The organism is Deltaproteobacteria bacterium (genome assembly GCA_015233135.1).
In the GTDB taxonomy this organism is placed as follows: Bacteria; UBA10199; UBA10199; order JADFYH01; family JADFYH01; genus JADFYH01.
On record JADFYH010000006.1, the window covers coordinates 70,648 to 85,742 of the forward strand.

At 46.1% G+C, this 15,095-nt stretch carries 13 protein-coding genes; 7 read left to right on the top strand and 6 right to left on the bottom strand.

Features of this window, described 5'->3' with window-relative positions:
- Positions 1–84: 84 nt before the first annotated feature.
- The 3 genes from HQM15_03105 to HQM15_03115 form a co-directional block, all read right to left on the bottom strand.
- Positions 85–2,283: a hypothetical protein gene (locus HQM15_03105; protein MBF0491747.1), complete on the bottom strand. Its 2,199-nt coding sequence runs from the start codon at positions 2,281–2,283 to the stop codon at positions 85–87.
- A gap of 260 nt (positions 2,284–2,543) precedes the next feature.
- Positions 2,544–3,392, bottom strand: coding sequence for a bifunctional methylenetetrahydrofolate dehydrogenase/methenyltetrahydrofolate cyclohydrolase FolD (folD, locus tag HQM15_03110; GenBank protein ID MBF0491748.1), 849 nt, complete (start codon positions 3,390–3,392; stop codon positions 2,544–2,546).
- Positions 3,382–3,870: a septal ring lytic transglycosylase RlpA family protein gene (locus HQM15_03115; protein ID MBF0491749.1), complete on the bottom strand. Its 489-nt coding sequence runs from the start codon at positions 3,868–3,870 to the stop codon at positions 3,382–3,384. The genes folD and HQM15_03115 overlap by 11 nt, the downstream gene beginning before the upstream one ends.
- A 114-nt stretch (positions 3,871–3,984) precedes the next feature.
- Between HQM15_03115 and HQM15_03120 the strand changes: the two genes are divergently transcribed.
- The 5 genes from HQM15_03120 to HQM15_03140 all read left to right on the top strand — a co-directional run bounded on the left by HQM15_03120 (position 3,985) and on the right by HQM15_03140 (position 9,510).
- Positions 3,985–4,566: a response regulator gene (locus HQM15_03120; protein ID MBF0491750.1), complete on the top strand. Its 582-nt coding sequence runs from the start codon at positions 3,985–3,987 to the stop codon at positions 4,564–4,566.
- A 101-nt stretch (positions 4,567–4,667) separates the two neighbouring features.
- Positions 4,668–5,561 carry a GHKL domain-containing protein gene (locus HQM15_03125; GenBank protein MBF0491751.1) on the top strand — a complete coding sequence of 298 codons (894 nt, stop codon included), beginning with the start codon at positions 4,668–4,670 and terminating at the stop codon, positions 5,559–5,561.
- 85 nt (positions 5,562–5,646) lie between these two features.
- Entirely contained in the window at positions 5,647–6,996 is a 1,350-nt protein-coding gene (locus tag HQM15_03130) for a TolC family protein (protein ID MBF0491752.1), read from the top strand.
- Positions 6,989–7,957, top strand: coding sequence for an HlyD family secretion protein (locus HQM15_03135; GenBank protein MBF0491753.1), 969 nt, complete (start codon positions 6,989–6,991; stop codon positions 7,955–7,957). The genes HQM15_03130 and HQM15_03135 overlap by 8 nt, the downstream gene beginning before the upstream one ends.
- Positions 7,957–9,510, top strand: coding sequence for a DHA2 family efflux MFS transporter permease subunit (locus tag HQM15_03140; GenBank protein MBF0491754.1), 1,554 nt, complete (start codon positions 7,957–7,959; stop codon positions 9,508–9,510). The genes HQM15_03135 and HQM15_03140 overlap by 1 nt, the downstream gene beginning before the upstream one ends.
- On the opposite strand, the gene HQM15_03145 is transcribed toward HQM15_03140, so the two are convergent.
- Positions 9,507–10,355 (bottom strand): 3-keto-5-aminohexanoate cleavage protein, encoded by an 849-nt coding sequence (locus HQM15_03145; protein ID MBF0491755.1) that lies wholly within the window; start codon positions 10,353–10,355, stop codon positions 9,507–9,509. The two genes, HQM15_03140 and HQM15_03145, sit on opposite strands and share 4 nt — an antisense overlap.
- On the bottom strand, positions 10,352–11,941 hold the full coding sequence (locus HQM15_03150; GenBank protein MBF0491756.1) for an acyl-CoA carboxylase subunit beta: 1,590 nt from the start codon (positions 11,939–11,941) through the stop codon (positions 10,352–10,354). The genes HQM15_03145 and HQM15_03150 overlap by 4 nt, the downstream gene beginning before the upstream one ends.
- A gap of 192 nt (positions 11,942–12,133) precedes the next feature.
- On the opposite strand from HQM15_03150, the gene HQM15_03155 reads away from it, so the two are divergent.
- Positions 12,134–13,786 carry an STAS domain-containing protein gene (locus HQM15_03155; protein MBF0491757.1) on the top strand — a complete coding sequence of 551 codons (1,653 nt, stop codon included), beginning with the start codon at positions 12,134–12,136 and terminating at the stop codon, positions 13,784–13,786.
- A gap of 11 nt (positions 13,787–13,797) precedes the next feature.
- Here the strand turns inward: HQM15_03155 and HQM15_03160 are convergent, their stop codons facing one another.
- Positions 13,798–14,685 (bottom strand): YihY/virulence factor BrkB family protein, encoded by an 888-nt coding sequence (locus HQM15_03160; GenBank protein ID MBF0491758.1) that lies wholly within the window; start codon positions 14,683–14,685, stop codon positions 13,798–13,800.
- 176 nt (positions 14,686–14,861) lie between these two features.
- Here HQM15_03160 and HQM15_03165 point away from each other — a divergent pair, with 176 nt between their 5' ends.
- Positions 14,862–15,032, top strand: coding sequence for a DUF559 domain-containing protein (locus tag HQM15_03165; GenBank protein MBF0491759.1), 171 nt, complete (start codon positions 14,862–14,864; stop codon positions 15,030–15,032).
- Positions 15,033–15,095: the final 63 nt, after the last annotated feature.

Genomic DNA, 15,095 nt, shown 5'->3' on the forward strand with positions numbered 1-15,095 from the left:
CATAAAGTTATGCCCCCTATTATGTCAATTAGTTTTAAATTAAACGGAAGCAAATCACTACCACCCCCTCCGTCGCTATCTGGTTTAAGTTTGGTGGCGGCCCACATCTATCAACCAAGGCTCATCCGGTTTCTGTTTTGCCGATTGAGCGGCTTCACGAAAAAGTTGTTCGTCTAAAATTCGACCCTTGGCCAGTTCTTGATCAAGATAAGCGCCCAGCCTTGCCATTCTTCCGCTATGGCTACTGTCCACAGCTCCTGAAGCACGGAGGGCAGATCCAATCCCAGATTCTTCGACATAACCCATATGTTGTGGGTTTACTCCTTCCAGTGGTCCTTGAAAAAAATGCTCGGTCGATTTCCAAACGCGAGGATATTTTTTATAAAGGCGCTGTATAATTGCCGCCATGGCCTCCCGATGGTAGGTGTATAAATTACAACTGTCATACACATGATCAAGAGCCTTGGTTCTCAGGGAAAGTTTTTGTTTTTTACACTCGATCAGCAATTCTCGCAGAAAACTCTGAGCTTCTCTTAGTTGTTCGGAACTCGACAAATCGAGAGAAAGATAAAATTTGTAATATCTTGCATTTTCTACGGAGGCCCAGTCACAACCCGTCTCCCATAAACTCCCAACATTGACACGTAAGCGTTGGCCTTTGCGTAATGGACGTCGGCCCAAGGCAAATCCCTCATCCAGTAAGAATTGAGTATCGAGCTGAAAAGCTCCTTCACAAGAATAAGCGCTCTCTCCACCCAACACTGCAGCATAGGAACCATATTGATCCACAAGGGGTTTTAGACTTCTTAAATATTCAATATGCTTTTGAACGCGTTGGCTTTCTACAGAAGCAGTATCCGTACCAATCAATGAAACTGTTTGAGGAGTAGCCGCATCAATCTTTACTGTGGCACCTTCATGAGATGAATGATCCGGCGGAGCTGCCTTTTTTGACCTCTTACTTGTTATCCAAGCAGCCATCCTCGAAAAAATTCCCCCCAGCATCAAAGTGCCCGTGGCCAAAGAAAAGGTTTTAAGATCTACTCCGGGCTGTAACATGCCAGCCAAGATAAGAGGACTGTGGGCTGTACCTTCCACCATATGCGGAGCTTGAAATAAGTTTTCCACCCAATGCAAGGCATAGGCAGAAAAAGCAGTGGTGGCATCTAGAGCGTGGTGAAAGCCTGCACTCATTTGATTTACAAAGGGAAGCACATCATAATTTGTTGCAATTCTTGCGGCTACACTTACACCAGAAGCCACACAAACTTCGTGCTGAATTACATCCACTGAATTTTTCGACCTACTCGAAAGAAACTCCTGCTCCGCTGCAACCCCCAATCCTCCCACATGCAGCAAGGCTACAGGGCTGAGACCATGAGTGAATCCCCCACCCACTTCCTGCGTGGCATTTTCAATAAAGCCATAGATCCCTCGGGCTTGATTCAGCTGTGTTTCTTCCAATCCAAGCCGGACGCCAATCCAGTCCAATAGATCCGTCGAAACTTTTTCTCCTTCTACGTCTCCCAAACTGAAGGCAGCTGCGGATAAAATCATTTTTCCAAAAGGATGAGTGAGGGGAAGACCGTGAAGTATTTGTCCTACCAGACATTCCGCAAAGCCAGACCCTGCGCCAATGAGAGCCCCTTTAATTCCCTGCCAGACCAGTGTCGTTCGATTTTGATGCAATTGTTGTTCGTTCATTTGCCCCATTTGATGAGTGATATTGACGCAAGATTGCGTCGCGCCATTTACCAGGCCGATGACGGCGGAGAGCAGCAGGCTGTGCATCGAGAGTGGTGTGCGAGCCAGTTGATATTGTGCATAGCCGGAAACTACCGATGCGGCGTAATTGGCGAGGAGGGAGAGTCGGTCGCTGGTGCCCGTCGCAAAGAGAATGCTCGCATTACGCAAAGAATTCTCGACTGCAGCCAGGCCAATGCGTTGACCCAGGCTTCCATCGAGATGCTGCTCTGCCAAAGTATGATCGGCTTGATCCACCGTTCTTAAAAGATATTCGAGGGCTTGCGCTCGTCCTTGTTCTCTCTGTTCTTCCGGGCTGCTGTGAAAAAGTCCTTGATGAAAACAAAGGCACCACGAATCCACAGCCGATTTAGAAGCGGAAAGCAGATCACGTCCCAAATCCAACAATTCCTGGCCCAATTGAGACCTCTCCCCTGCCCCTCTCCTTTGTAAGGAGAGGGAGTGAACCAATAAAACACCAACACCCATCAAACGCGCAAAAAGCAAGGGCTGGGGAGCCAGGCGCTCCGCAGTGCGCAACAGAACAGATAAATCTCGGGAACTGAAGGGTTGTGAAGGGTTGTATGGCTCTGTAGGAGATGGAGTGCTTCGCGGTCTGCAGGATCTTGAGATAAGACAGTGCTTACTTCGCTTGGAAGGGTATTAAAAGCTCCCTCTTGAGCTGAAGAATCTTGCGTGAATTGCCCGAGTGGAGAACCTAAGCGGGGCCGAGTGTGCGGTGAATTTCCCATACCCATGACTTATCGGCAGGGAGGGGAAAAAGTTGCTAAATAATCCGCCTAAAACCCAGTCTTAGCCGCCTGCAGCGTATTCTTCAACAACATCGCAATCGTCATTGGGCCCACACCACCCGGCACCGGAGTGATGTAAGAAGCTTTTTGAGCAGCGGAATCAAAGTCGACATCGCCACACAGTTTGCCGTTTTCCATTCTATTGATTCCCACATCAATCACCACCGCCCCCGCTTTGATCCAATCACCCTTTACCATTTTGGGAACCCCTACCGCAGCAACGACTAAATCTGCCGAGCGAATTTCTTCTTCAATATTTTTTGTCTTGCTGTGCACCACAGTCACCGTCGCACTTTGCTGTAACAACAAAAGGGCCATGGGTTTACCGACGATATTTGAACGCCCCACCACCACGGCTTTCTTTCCGCTACAATCAAAATGAATTTCTTGGAGCAGACGCATCACACCCGCAGGGGTGCAAGAAACAAAGGTTTCCTTGCCTTGGGCCAGGCGACCTAGACTGAGGGCATGCAGGCCATCGACATCTTTTTTGGGATGAATCGCTTCTAAAAAATAATCGGCATTTAAATGTTTGGGAAGTGGGAGCTGCAGAAGGATGCCATGCACGCGCTCGTCGCGATTTAAATTTTCGATCCACAAAAGTAATTCTTCGGATGAAGTACTCTCAGAAAGTTCATGATGAAAACTTTGAATGCCTGCTTTTTTGCAAGCAGCGATTTTGTTGCACACATAGATTTGGCTGGCAGCATTAGATCCAACAAGGATTACCGCAAGCCCTACTTGAATACCTTTGGCCTCTAATTGTTGCACTTCTAGGGCCACTTCGTTTTTCACTTTTTCAGCAATGGCTTTTCCGTCGATGAGCTTAGCGTTCACGGTCTTCTCCTTCTTTTTTAGCAAGTAAAGGGAAAAGACTCACTCGGGCATGCCCAGGTTTTAAAATCCCCAGTTCACGAGCCGCGGCATAAGAGAGATCGAGAATTCTTCCTTTAATGAAGGGCCCTCTGTCGTTCACGGTTACTTCCACTTCTTTTCCATTATTTTCATTCACTACCTTCAGTCGCGTTCCAAAAGGGAGAGATCGGTGAGCTGCAGTAAATGCCTGCTTGCGAAACACCTCACCAGAAGCAGTACGCCTGCCATAAAAACCAGGGCCATACCAAGAAGCGAAACCCTCTTGAAGAGAATCGAGCACTAGATTGGAATTCTCCATTTCGGTTTCAAAAGAATTCAGGGCATCTTCTTTGGTAGGAAGCTTTAAAGCAGAGCTTTGAACCTGTTTATTGGGGAAGGCACAGGCATTCAAGAAAGCAAGAATAGCCAACCCTGTTAAAAAAAGTATCTTTTTGCACATAGCGCAGTCCAGTAACCAAAAAAAAAGTAGGTGAAAAGCTTTATTTTGCATTTTCAGTATTGACCTATTTGTCATTTAAGTCATAATAGTAGACATAGGAAGGAAATAAACGAAATGCTAGAGAAGAAGACTCTGACCACGGGTGAAGTGGCGAAACATTGTGGGGTACATTTTAGAACCGTAATTCGCTGGATTGAAAAGGGACACCTCAAGGCCTATCAACTTCCGGGCCGGGGGGACAACCGGGTAACGCTTGAAGATTTTCTGAATTTTCTTCAAAAGAATCACATCCCGGTTCCAGAAGAGCTTCAAGGCCACTCGGCTAAGATATTGATTGTAGATGATGAAATTCGAATGGCACATGCCATCGAACGAGTCCTTAAAAAGGAGGGTTGTTATGACACTCAAATTGCGACCGACGCTTTTCAAGCAGGTGTTTTTCTGGGGACTTATGCTCCTGCTGTTATTACTCTAGACCTGATGATGCCTAGTATCGGTGGAATTGAAACCTTGAATTTTATCCGAAGTCGTGAGGAGGCCCGATCTATGAAAATACTGGTGATCTCAGCAGCTCCCCAGAAATTAATCGACGAGGCCCTACAATCGGGTGCTGACGATTTCTTGGTAAAGCCCTTTGAAAATGGAGAATTAATCGAAAAAGTTGCCCTCTTGATGAAAAAGAAGACACCCTCCTAAGTTTACCTATCGCCCCCTAACGAACCCCGGGTCCACTCTGCCCCCTCAGATGGATTCGGGGTTTTCCTTTTACACCCACAGAAATTCGGTTAGAATGAGGAATGGACTCAAAAGAAGAACTCCCCAAGATTCTGGAAGAATATAAACAAAACAAGCGTGCCCTGGAAAAAGCCAACGAAGATCTTAAAAAGCAGCAAAGTCAGCTGGTGCAGTCCGAAAAGATGGCAGCCCTGGGCCAACTCGCGGCAGGGGTTGCCCACGAAATCAACAATCCCATCGGATACATCCTGACCAATATTTCCCTCTTAAAAGGCAACCTCCAAACTTTTAAAATTGTTTTACGAGAACTGGCTCAAGCGCTGGAGGCTCACCAGGAACAAAATATCGACAAACTCAACGCGACGCTAGAAATATTGAAGCACATCCACGAAAAAGAAAACTTGGACTTTATTACTTCGGACCTGGAAAGCCTGGTCAATGAATCGCTGGAAGGTGCGGATCGGGTAAAAGAAATTGTTCAAAGCCTGAAAAGTTTTGCACGGGTGGATGAAAGCGAACTCAAAGAGGCCAACGTCAACGATTGCATCGAATCGACCCTCAAAATTGTCTGGAATGAAATCAAATATAAGGCAAAAGTGCTGAAAGAACTCAGCCCCCTCTCCCCTCTAAAATGTTATCCGGGGCAACTCAATCAGGTTTTTATGAACCTGCTGGTGAACGCGGCTCAAGCCATCACAGGATGGGGAGAAATAAAAATAAAATCGGAAGAAAACGAAAAAGAGATTCTGGTGCATATTTCGGATACAGGAAAAGGAATTCAACCCGAGCATCTTCCCCAGATCTTCACCCCTTTTTTCACGACGAAAGACGTCGGCAAAGGAACGGGGCTGGGGCTCTCCATCTCTTATGATATTGTCCAAAAACACAAAGGCAAAATTGAAGTGCAAAGCGTGCTTGGGCAAGGAACTAGCTTCACGATCCATTTACCCAAATAAATAAACTGGCCAGTTTAATAATTTACATCCAAACCCATTTTTCTCTTTTCAAAAGCAGAGGCTTTGATTACTGATCATACTTGCCATGAAGAAAATGTTATTTATTAGTTTGTTTGTGTGCTTCTTATCCTGTGTCACTACACTTGTTTTCCCCCAAGAAAAAACAAAATTAAAATTAAGCCTCAAGGAAGCCGTCGAAAAAAGCCTGGCTCAATCTTTTCAAAGCCAGACCGCTGAGCTGAGAGTGAAAGAGGCCCAGAGCATTTCCAATCAAGTGCGTTCGCAACTTTTCCCTCAGGCGGCGCTTAATTTGAGTGAGTCGAATCAAATCAACAATCTCAGCACCTTTGGTCTTAAACTCCCCGGCTTTCCTTCCCTGGTGGGACCTTTCGATGTGTATGAGGCACGACTGGATGTTTCTGTGCAACTGATCAATTTCAGCAATATCGCTCGATTTTATGCCAGCTTGAAAAACACCCAGGCCAGCAAAACCAGCCTGCTCAAAACTGAAAATGAATTGAGTGCCGCTGCGGCCAAACTTTATTATTTGTTAAAAATGAATGAAGCCCAGATTCGCGAAGCAGCTGCCACCCTCAAATTATTTCAGGCCATCGAGAAGTTGAATCAATCGCAACTGAAGGTGGGCGTTAATACGCCCCTGGAACTCAATCGTGCACAATATCAGGTGTCGCTTCAAAATCAGCGCAAGCTGCAATTTGAAGAAAATTATCAGCAGAACAAACTGGGTTTTTTAACCCTGCTCAATGAAGATTTTAATCAGGAGATAGAACTTTCTGATAATTTCAACCTCACTTTACTTTTATCCCCTCAAGAAGAAAAACTGGATTTACCCACTGCGATTGCCATGGCCTTCGAAAAACGACCGGAACTTTTGGAAATGCAGGAAAAAATAAAAGCCAAGGAACAACTCCTCGCTGCCGAGAAAGTCAGCCGTTTTCCGAGTCTCTCTGCCAATTTTCACGGCGGATACAATGGAGATCAAGTGGAGCAATTAGATTGGAATCGCCAAGCCACCCTGAATTTAAATCTACCGATCTTTAGCGGTGGCCTCATCCAGACAAAAATCACTCAGGCCTCGACTCAACTGCAACAACAGCTGCTTGAAAAAAAGCAGCTCGAAAAACAAATCGAACAGGAAGTGCGTCAGGCTGTTTTGCATAACAGCAACACAAAACAGCAGTTGGAATTGGCAGAAAAAAACAAAATTTTATCCAAGAAAGAACTACAAATGGCCAGTGACCGCTACTCTGCGGGCCTGGGAACCAATTTGGAATTGAGTCTGGCTCAAACTAATTTTGTGAGTGCCCAGGAAAATTATTTGGCACGTCAGGCGGAATTAATCCTCTCGCAAATTGAATTTCATCGCGCTTTAGGGGATGTTAAAGATTGGATTATCGGAGAAAAAAATGAATGAAGAAAAAGAAGAAAAAATAAAATCGGGGTTGCAGAATTTCAAAATCCGCCTGCTTCTTTTTTTTATCACCCTGGGAATCGCCTTATTCGTCCTTCATTTATTGCGGGAGGCTTATCTCTACGAAGAAACAGAAAATGCCCAAATTGAGACACGGGTTTATCCCATTGTGTCGCGGGTTTCCGGCTTTGTGAAAGCGGTGCTGGTTCAAGACAACCAGGGCGTGCATAAAAACGATTTATTAATTGAACTGAATCCCCAGGATATCGATAAAAATTTAGATCAAGTTAAAGCCGCCAAAACACAGGCAGAAGCCAATCTGACCTTGGCGGAGGCCCAAAAAAAATCAGCGCTCGCCCTGTTGGATAAAAATGACAAAGATCTCTCCCGCTTTTCTGTACTCGTCAAACAAGAGGAAATTTCCAAAAAAGATTTCGATGCCATCCAGGCCTCGCAACTTTCTGCCCAGGCGCAAAAGGAAGTAGCCGAGGCGCAAATCAGCTCGGCCCAGGCCATCTTAAAAGAAAAACAGGCGCAGCTGGAAGGGCTGGAGCTTCAAAAAAGTTATACTCAAATTTTTGCTCCCGATTCGGGAGAGGTTTCGCGAAAAAATGTAGAACCCGGGCAGTTCATTCAAAATGGTCAGATGCTCATGGCCATCGTGGATTCCCAGAACCCGTGGGTGCTCGCCAACTTTAAGGAAACCCAACTCAAAAATCTTCATGTGGGTCAAAAAGTAGAGATTAACATCGATCAGTATCCCAGCCAAAAATTTGAAGGTCACATCGAAAGCATGCAATTAGGAACCGGCGCCCGTTTTAGTTTGTTTCCGCCGGAAAACGCCACCGGAAATTATATCAAGATTGTGCAACGGATTCCCGTCAAAATATTATTCGACCAGGATATGTCGAAATACAAACTTGCGGCTGGGATTTCAGTCACTCCAAAGGTAAAAATACGCTGATGGAAAACTGGAAACCCAAATACCCTCCCCTGCTGATCGCGCTGAGCGTGACCTTGGCCACCTTCATGGAAATTTTGGACACCAGCATCGCGAACGTTTCGCTGCCACACATTGCGGGAAATTTATCTTCGAGCATTGAGGAAAGCAATTGGGTGCTCACCGCCTATCTCATTTCGAATGCCATCGTGCTCCCCTTAAGTGGATGGCTTTCTTCCCTCATCGGCAGAAAACGCTTCTATATGATGTCCGTCACTTTATTTACCCTCAGCTCACTGCTTTGCGGACTGGCGCCCAATTTAACTGCCCTGATTTTCTTTCGTATTTTGCAGGGAATCGGTGGAGGGGGCCTGCAGCCCAGTGAACAAGCGATTTTGGTGGATACCTTTCCTCAGGAAAAACGGGGCATGGGCATGGCCATTTATGGCATGGCCGTCGTCACCGCACCTATCATCGGGCCCACCTTGGGTGGTCTGATTACAGACAACTTCAATTGGCGCTGGATTTTTTTGATTAATATCCCTGTGGGAATTATTTCCCTCTTCCTCACTCAAAAAATGATTGAGGATCCTCCGTATTTAAGACGCATTAAAATAAAAGATTTTAAAATGGATTATTGGGGCCTTATTCTCATCACGCTCGGCCTGGGTTCTCTTCAGTACGTGCTCGAAAAGGGGGAACGGCTGGACTGGTTCAATTCACACAGCATCCTTATTTTTAGTCTCATTGCTATTGTAGGATTAGCCAGCGCAGTAAGCTGGGAGCTGCGTCAAAAAGAACCCATTGTCGATTTACGTTTGCTCAAAGAGCGTAATTTCATGATCTCCACTTTTTTCATGTTCATGTTGGGCTTTGTCCTGTACGCCAGCACGGTCTTGCTGCCCTATTTTCTACAGGTGCTGTTGGGCTATACTGCAACCCTCGCGGGGATGGTCATCTCCCCCGGTGGAATTTTAACCATGCTGCTGATGCCCGTTGTCGGAATCCTGCTTTCAAAAGTGCAGGCACGATGGCTGGTCTTGCTGGGTTTTGTTTTAGTCTCTTTGGGATTACTGGACATGGCGCATTATAATTTAAGCATCGACTTTGCTACTGCCGTGCATTCCCGCATGATTCAAGCCGCAGGACTTTCTTTTCTCTTTGTTCCCATTAATGCGATGGCCTTTGCCTTCGTACCTAAAGAAAAATCAAACAACGCCACCGGCATCATCAACCTGTTTCGCAACACAGGAGGCAGCATGGGAATAGCATTTGGAGCCACTTTGCTGGCGAGACGCGCGCAATTTCATCAAAGCCAATTAGTGGAAAATCTGAGCCCTTACTCCTTGGCTTTTAATGAAAAACTCCATGGCATTCAGCAATTTTTAAATTCTCATTTGGGATTACTGTCTCAAAAAGCAGGCGAGCAGCTCTTTTATCAAGAGCTGATGCGGCAATCGAGTCTTATGGCTTTTTTGGATGTGTTTTATGTGTTGGGATGGGCCTTTCTTTGTTTGTGCCCTTTGGTTTTTTTACTGAAGAAAACGAAATTAGGGGGAGAGGTGGTGATTCATTAGCTCAACCCCAAAATCCCCCTCGCCTCCTCCAAACTCGCGACACTTCTCCCTCGCTCTAAAATTTTCTTTACAGCCACATTCACCAAATCAGCATTGGAAGTCGCCATCTCGCCTGAAGGCAAATAAAAATTATCTTCCAAGCCCACACGAATATCCCCGCCCAAGGCAAGTGCCTCTTCAATAAGACGCCATTGGTCTCGCCCAATCCCAATCACTTCCCAATGCGAGCCCTCAGGCACATTGGCCGCCATGGCCGCCAGGTTTCCAGCTCGAGTGGAAATACCTCCCAGCACACCCAAGATCAGAGAAAAATGGGCAGGCATTTTCAGTAGGCCCATGTCGATAAAGGGTTGAGCGTTAGCGACATGTCCGCAGTCAAAGCATTCGAGTTCTGGCAAGGCCCCCGCCAAATTAATCTGTTCGAGACAATATTGGATATCCCGAAAAGGGTTGGCGAAAACAAAATCGTGATAAAACTTTTTCTGCTTCGAACTGTAGATGGCGTAATTCATCGATCCCATGTTCAAGGCCGCAATCTCAGGTTTGTGCTGCACAATATGCGGAGTTCTTTCTTGAATGGGAAGACCAATCCCCCCTGAAGAAAAATTGAGAATCACGGGGCAACGCCTTTGAATTTCCGCTTTAATCTCCCCAAAAACGTTCGGCTCCCAAGAGGCTGCTCCTTCGGGTGTGCGTGCATGGATATGCACCACGCTGGCTCCAGCGTCATAAGCACGACGCGCTTCTTCGGCAATTTCTACAGGAGAATAAGGGATGGCAGAGCATTGCTCTTTTTTGGCCAATACACCCGTGAGGGCGCAGGTGATAATGGTTTTTTTGTTCATACCGGCATCACTCCATGCTTCTTCTTCGGCCAATGCATCTGTTTATTTTGTGCAAGTTCCAGAGTTCTTAAAATCCATTTTTTGGTATCGCGTGGATCAATAATGTCGTCGATATAGGCGCCGGCTGCGGCTTTTTCCAGGCTGATTTCTTTTTGATATTTTTCAACCAGCTCTTTTCGGGTCTGTTCGGGATTTTCAGATTCTTTGATCTGTTTTCGGAAAAGAATATTCACGGCCCCTTCCGCCCCCATAAGGGAAATCTCGGCAGAAGGCCAGGCCACAATGCCATCCGGTTCATAGCCTCGGCCACACATCACATAATAACCCGCGCCATAGGCCTTGCGGACAATCACCGTCAGCTTGGGCACCGAGGCCAGCGACACCGCATAAAGCATTTTTGCGCCGTGACGGATGATGCCTTGTCGTTCTACTTTGGAGCCCACCATAAAACCCGGCACGTCCTGTAAAAAGAGCAGGGGGATATTGAAGGCATCGCACAAATTAATAAATCGTGCCCCTTTATCGGAGGAGTCTACATCCAGCACACCCGCTAACACCAAGGGTTGGCTGGCGACTATCCCCATGGGTCTGCCGCAGAAACGACCCAAGCCTACAATCAGATTTTTGGCAAACTGGGGTTTGATTTCCAAAAATTTTTCATGGTCGACCAAGCGACGAATCACTTCATGCATGTCGTAAGGACGTTTTGAATTTTCAGGGACGACCTGCAAGATAGAGGCATCTACCTGATCGCTGGGAGCTTCTTCTTGATATTCGGAAAAAGAAAAATCGTCTGAAGTGGAATGAATTTTTAGAGGAGGTTTTTCGCCGCAGTGTTGAGGAAAAAAACCCAGATAGTCACGAATCACCTGAATACACTCCTGGTCGTTCGCTACTTCTAAATCCCCCACGCCACTCACTTCACAATGTATTTTTGAGCCCCCCAAATCTTCGACACTCACCTCTTCACCAATCACGGCCTTCACCAAATGGGGCCCTGCCAAGGCCATAGAGCTTGTACCTTTCACCATAGGCACAAAATCGGCCAAGGCCGGGATATAAGCGGTTCCCGCAGCGCAAGGGCCCATCATCGCCGCTACTTGAGGAATAAAGCCACTCATTTTCACCTGATCGTAAAAAAGCTTCCCACTCTCTGCAAACTGCGAACCCGCTAATTCCTGAATGCGAGCGCCTGCAGAATCCAAAAGCCAAACCAGAGGAATACGCTCACGCAGGGCCAGTTCGCGCAAGCGATCTACCTTGCGTTCTTGCACATAGCCAATCGACCCTGCCATCACTGTAAAATCGTAGGCTACACAAGCGACCAATCGCCCTTCAATTTTCCCATAGCCTGTCACACAGCCATCCGCAGGAGTGCTGCGTTCCTGCATGTCCGGATGCGTCGATTGATGATGAGCCAGAATCCCCATCTCGATAAAAGTACCTTTATCGAAAAGCAAGTCGATGCGCTCGCGCACACTGAGTTTACCGGCCGCATGTTGACGGGAAACTTCTTCAGCACCTCCCATCTCGAGAACTTTTTCTTTTTTGGATTTGAGTTGTTTGGATAATTCTTCGAAAGACATAGATGTGTAGCCCTCTTTACAGATTTAATAGAAAAACGAGTGTCATAAACACCAAGCACAAATTCATCCAAAATAGAACAAGATTATTAGCGTAACTGAGATAAGGGCACTCTGTGTTCAAATGATCATTTTAGATTGATCCCTCAAGCGTTAAATGCTTGAAAGACTTTCATGGAAAAAACTCTACAAACCATTTTTAGGCCCAAGCTTTTCTCCACTCTCAAAAAATATACCCTTGCCCTTTTTTGGGGGGATCTTTCAGCGGGTCTTATTGTGGGCATTGTTGCGCTTCCTCTGGCGATTGCCTTCGCTATTGCCTCAGGGGTGACCCCAGAGCGAGGGCTCACAACCGCTATCCTCGCAGGTTTTATTATTTCAGCCTTAGGAGGATCCCGAGTTCAGATTGGAGGCCCCACAGGGGCCTTTGTGGTCATCGTTTACGGCATTGTTGAGAAATATGGGATCGATGGGCTTATTCTTTGTAGTTTGATGGCAGGGGTGATGCTCATTCTCATGGGTCTCCTGCAACTGGGAAGCATCATCAAATTTATTCCTTATCCTTTGACCGTGGGCTTTACTTCAGGCATTGCCATCATTATTTTTTCCTCCCAAATCAAAGATTTCTTTGGATTAAAAACGCCCGCCCTGCCCGGAGATTTTATTGAAAAATGGGAAATCTACTTTCATGCCTTTCGAACACTCGATCATACCACCACGCTTCTTTCCTTGGCTTCCCTGGCTATTCTCGCTCTCTGGCCTCGAATTAATCGAAAAATTCCTGCCTCTGCCATTGCTCTTTTGTTCATGACCCTTATCGTGCATTTTTTTCATCTCCCCGTAGAGACCATAGGCTCACGCTTTGGAAAACTTTCTGCTGGATTACCCAGCTTCAATTTCCCCTATTTCACCTTGGCTCAAGCAAGAGGACTGATCAGCCCCGCCTTTACCGTTGCCTTGCTGGGCGCCATCGAATCTCTTCTTTCTGCAACCGTTGCCGATGGCATGATTGGAGGCAGACATCGATCCAACACAGAACTCATTGCCCAGGGAATTGCAAATCTTGTCGCCCCACTTTTTGGCGGTATTCCCGCCACGGGCGCCATCGCGCGAACTGCCACGAATATCAAAAATGGAGCCCAAACACCTGTAGCAGGCATCATTCATGCGCTTACTCTTCTTTTCATCGTCCTTCTTTTTGGCTCCTGGGCTAGCCAAATTCCCTTGTGCGTCCTCTCCGCCATTCTGGTGGTGGTCGCCTATCACATGAGCGAATGGCATGCCTTCAAATCTTTGCTCAAAGCGCCTCGTATGGACATCGCTGTGCTGATCGTGACTTTCCTGCTCACGGTTTTCTTTGATTTGACTGTAGCCGTAGAAGTTGGACTGCTGCTCTCCCTGGTGCTTTTCATGAAACGAATGACCGACGTCACCAGCATCCGTGAAATTACTTCGGAGATCTCTTATTCAGAGCCATCTTATTCTGAAAAAGATGAACTAGGAAAACCCAGGCAGAAGGATGTAGTCGTTTACGAGGCCGAAGGGGCCTTTTTCTTTGGGATTGCCGAGCTACTTCGAAATACCCTGGATATCGGAAGTGAACCGCCAAAAATTTTCATTTTGAGAATGCGGCATGTTCTGGCTTTGGATGCGACAGGACTTCAGGCACTTCGCGATCTCCACAGACAGTGTCAGCACCACAAGACACAGCTGATGATTTCAGGAATTGGTGCCCAACCTTTTCTGGCGATGCAACGCTCCGGTTTTCTTCAAGAGATAGGGAGAGATAACGTGCTGGCCACACTCGACGAAGCCATGCGGCGTGTGCAGGCACTCAAGGCGGCATAAGGGCTGGATCATCATGCAATATCTTTTATGATTTCTTTTTTTATCCATGCCGCATTTTTTTTATGACTGATTTTTCTGCCTTTCTCCTGAACATAAACCTGCACAAAAGAAGCCCCTAAAAATAACAGGAGAGAAGAATAATAAACCCAGACCAGAATAATCACGAGGGACGCCGTGGCTCCGTACACATTGGCGATATTGCTTTTGAGAATATAAAGGGCGATGAGATATTTCCCTGCGGCAAAAAGTATTGCTGTAAACAAGGCCCCTGGGAAGACATCCCTCCACTGCAATTTCACATCCGGTAAAACTTTATAAATAATTGCAAGCAGCAGGGAAACTACTGCCAGAGAAACGATTCCATTCATGAAGCTTAATGCCCCCGCAGAGATGTGAAAATAGGGAAAAATAAAATTACCAAAAAGGCTGATGCTGGCGCTCAGGATTAAAAAGAACAGGGAAAAGAAGGCAAAGACAAGAATCATCGCCAAAGAAATGAGCCTGTTTTTAAAAAAGGAGATGAAATCATTCACCTCAGGCGCTGCTCGCACGGACCATATCTGATTGAGCGCCCCCTTGAGTTGCGCAAAACCAGCACTGGCCGCCATCAAAAAAAGAAAGAGCCCAATAAAAGTGGCCCACGTGGCATGACGTTGTAACACAAGATGTTGAACCATCTTTTTTATAGTATGCGCACTGTCCCTGCCTATAAGACTATTAATTTCCAAAAACACTCGACCTTCTGCAGATCTTTCTCCAAAAATAAATCCTGAAATTCGAATCACTAATATTAAGGTAGGCCCGAGCGAAAAAAGTGCCCCATAAGCAAGCGCTGCCGCGTGCTCAAAAACGTTGTTTTGCAACCAATTTAAAATTACTTTTTTGAAAAAAATAAGCATAGGGTTATCCCTCACCCAATCGAGATAGATATTGCAGCACTTGAGAAAACACACTAGTTATTTTCGTTCCTTGCCATCTAAAAATTAAAAGTGGACTGGTTTAAATTTTAGAAATGGGCTAAAGACGAATTCCCCTCTCCCCTTGGGGGAGAGGGCCAGGGTGAGGGGAGAAATAAATGGGGACACTGCTTGGCATTTCAAAATTACTCCGAAAGAAAAGTACAAATACAGAAAATGATCTTTGGTACTATTTGAGATCCAGGCGTTTAAAGGGGTTGAAATTCAGAAGACAATATATTCTTGGAGCTTATATTGTGGATTTCGTATGTTTGGAAAAGGGGTACTAAAGTATTACGATTTTGGAATTTTGGAATAATGAATTTTATGAGAACCGTGAGGGAGTGTTGAAT

Coding starts and splice junctions, on each gene's coding strand:
- HQM15_03115 (MBF0491749.1), bottom strand. CDS start 3,870: ATGTGCAAAAAGATACTTTTTTTAACAGGGTTGGCTATTCTTGCTTTC.
- HQM15_03120 (MBF0491750.1), top strand. CDS start 3,985: ATGCTAGAGAAGAAGACTCTGACCACGGGTGAAGTGGCGAAACATTGT.
- HQM15_03125 (MBF0491751.1), top strand. CDS start 4,668: ATGGACTCAAAAGAAGAACTCCCCAAGATTCTGGAAGAATATAAACAA.
- HQM15_03130 (MBF0491752.1), top strand. CDS start 5,647: ATGAAGAAAATGTTATTTATTAGTTTGTTTGTGTGCTTCTTATCCTGT.
- HQM15_03135 (MBF0491753.1), top strand. CDS start 6,989: ATGAATGAAGAAAAAGAAGAAAAAATAAAATCGGGGTTGCAGAATTTC.
- HQM15_03140 (MBF0491754.1), top strand. CDS start 7,957: ATGGAAAACTGGAAACCCAAATACCCTCCCCTGCTGATCGCGCTGAGC.
- HQM15_03145 (MBF0491755.1), bottom strand. CDS start 10,355: ATGAACAAAAAAACCATTATCACCTGCGCCCTCACGGGTGTATTGGCC.
- HQM15_03150 (MBF0491756.1), bottom strand. CDS start 11,941: ATGTCTTTCGAAGAATTATCCAAACAACTCAAATCCAAAAAAGAAAAA.
- HQM15_03160 (MBF0491758.1), bottom strand. CDS start 14,685: ATGCTTATTTTTTTCAAAAAAGTAATTTTAAATTGGTTGCAAAACAAC.
- HQM15_03165 (MBF0491759.1), top strand. CDS start 14,862: ATGGGGACACTGCTTGGCATTTCAAAATTACTCCGAAAGAAAAGTACA.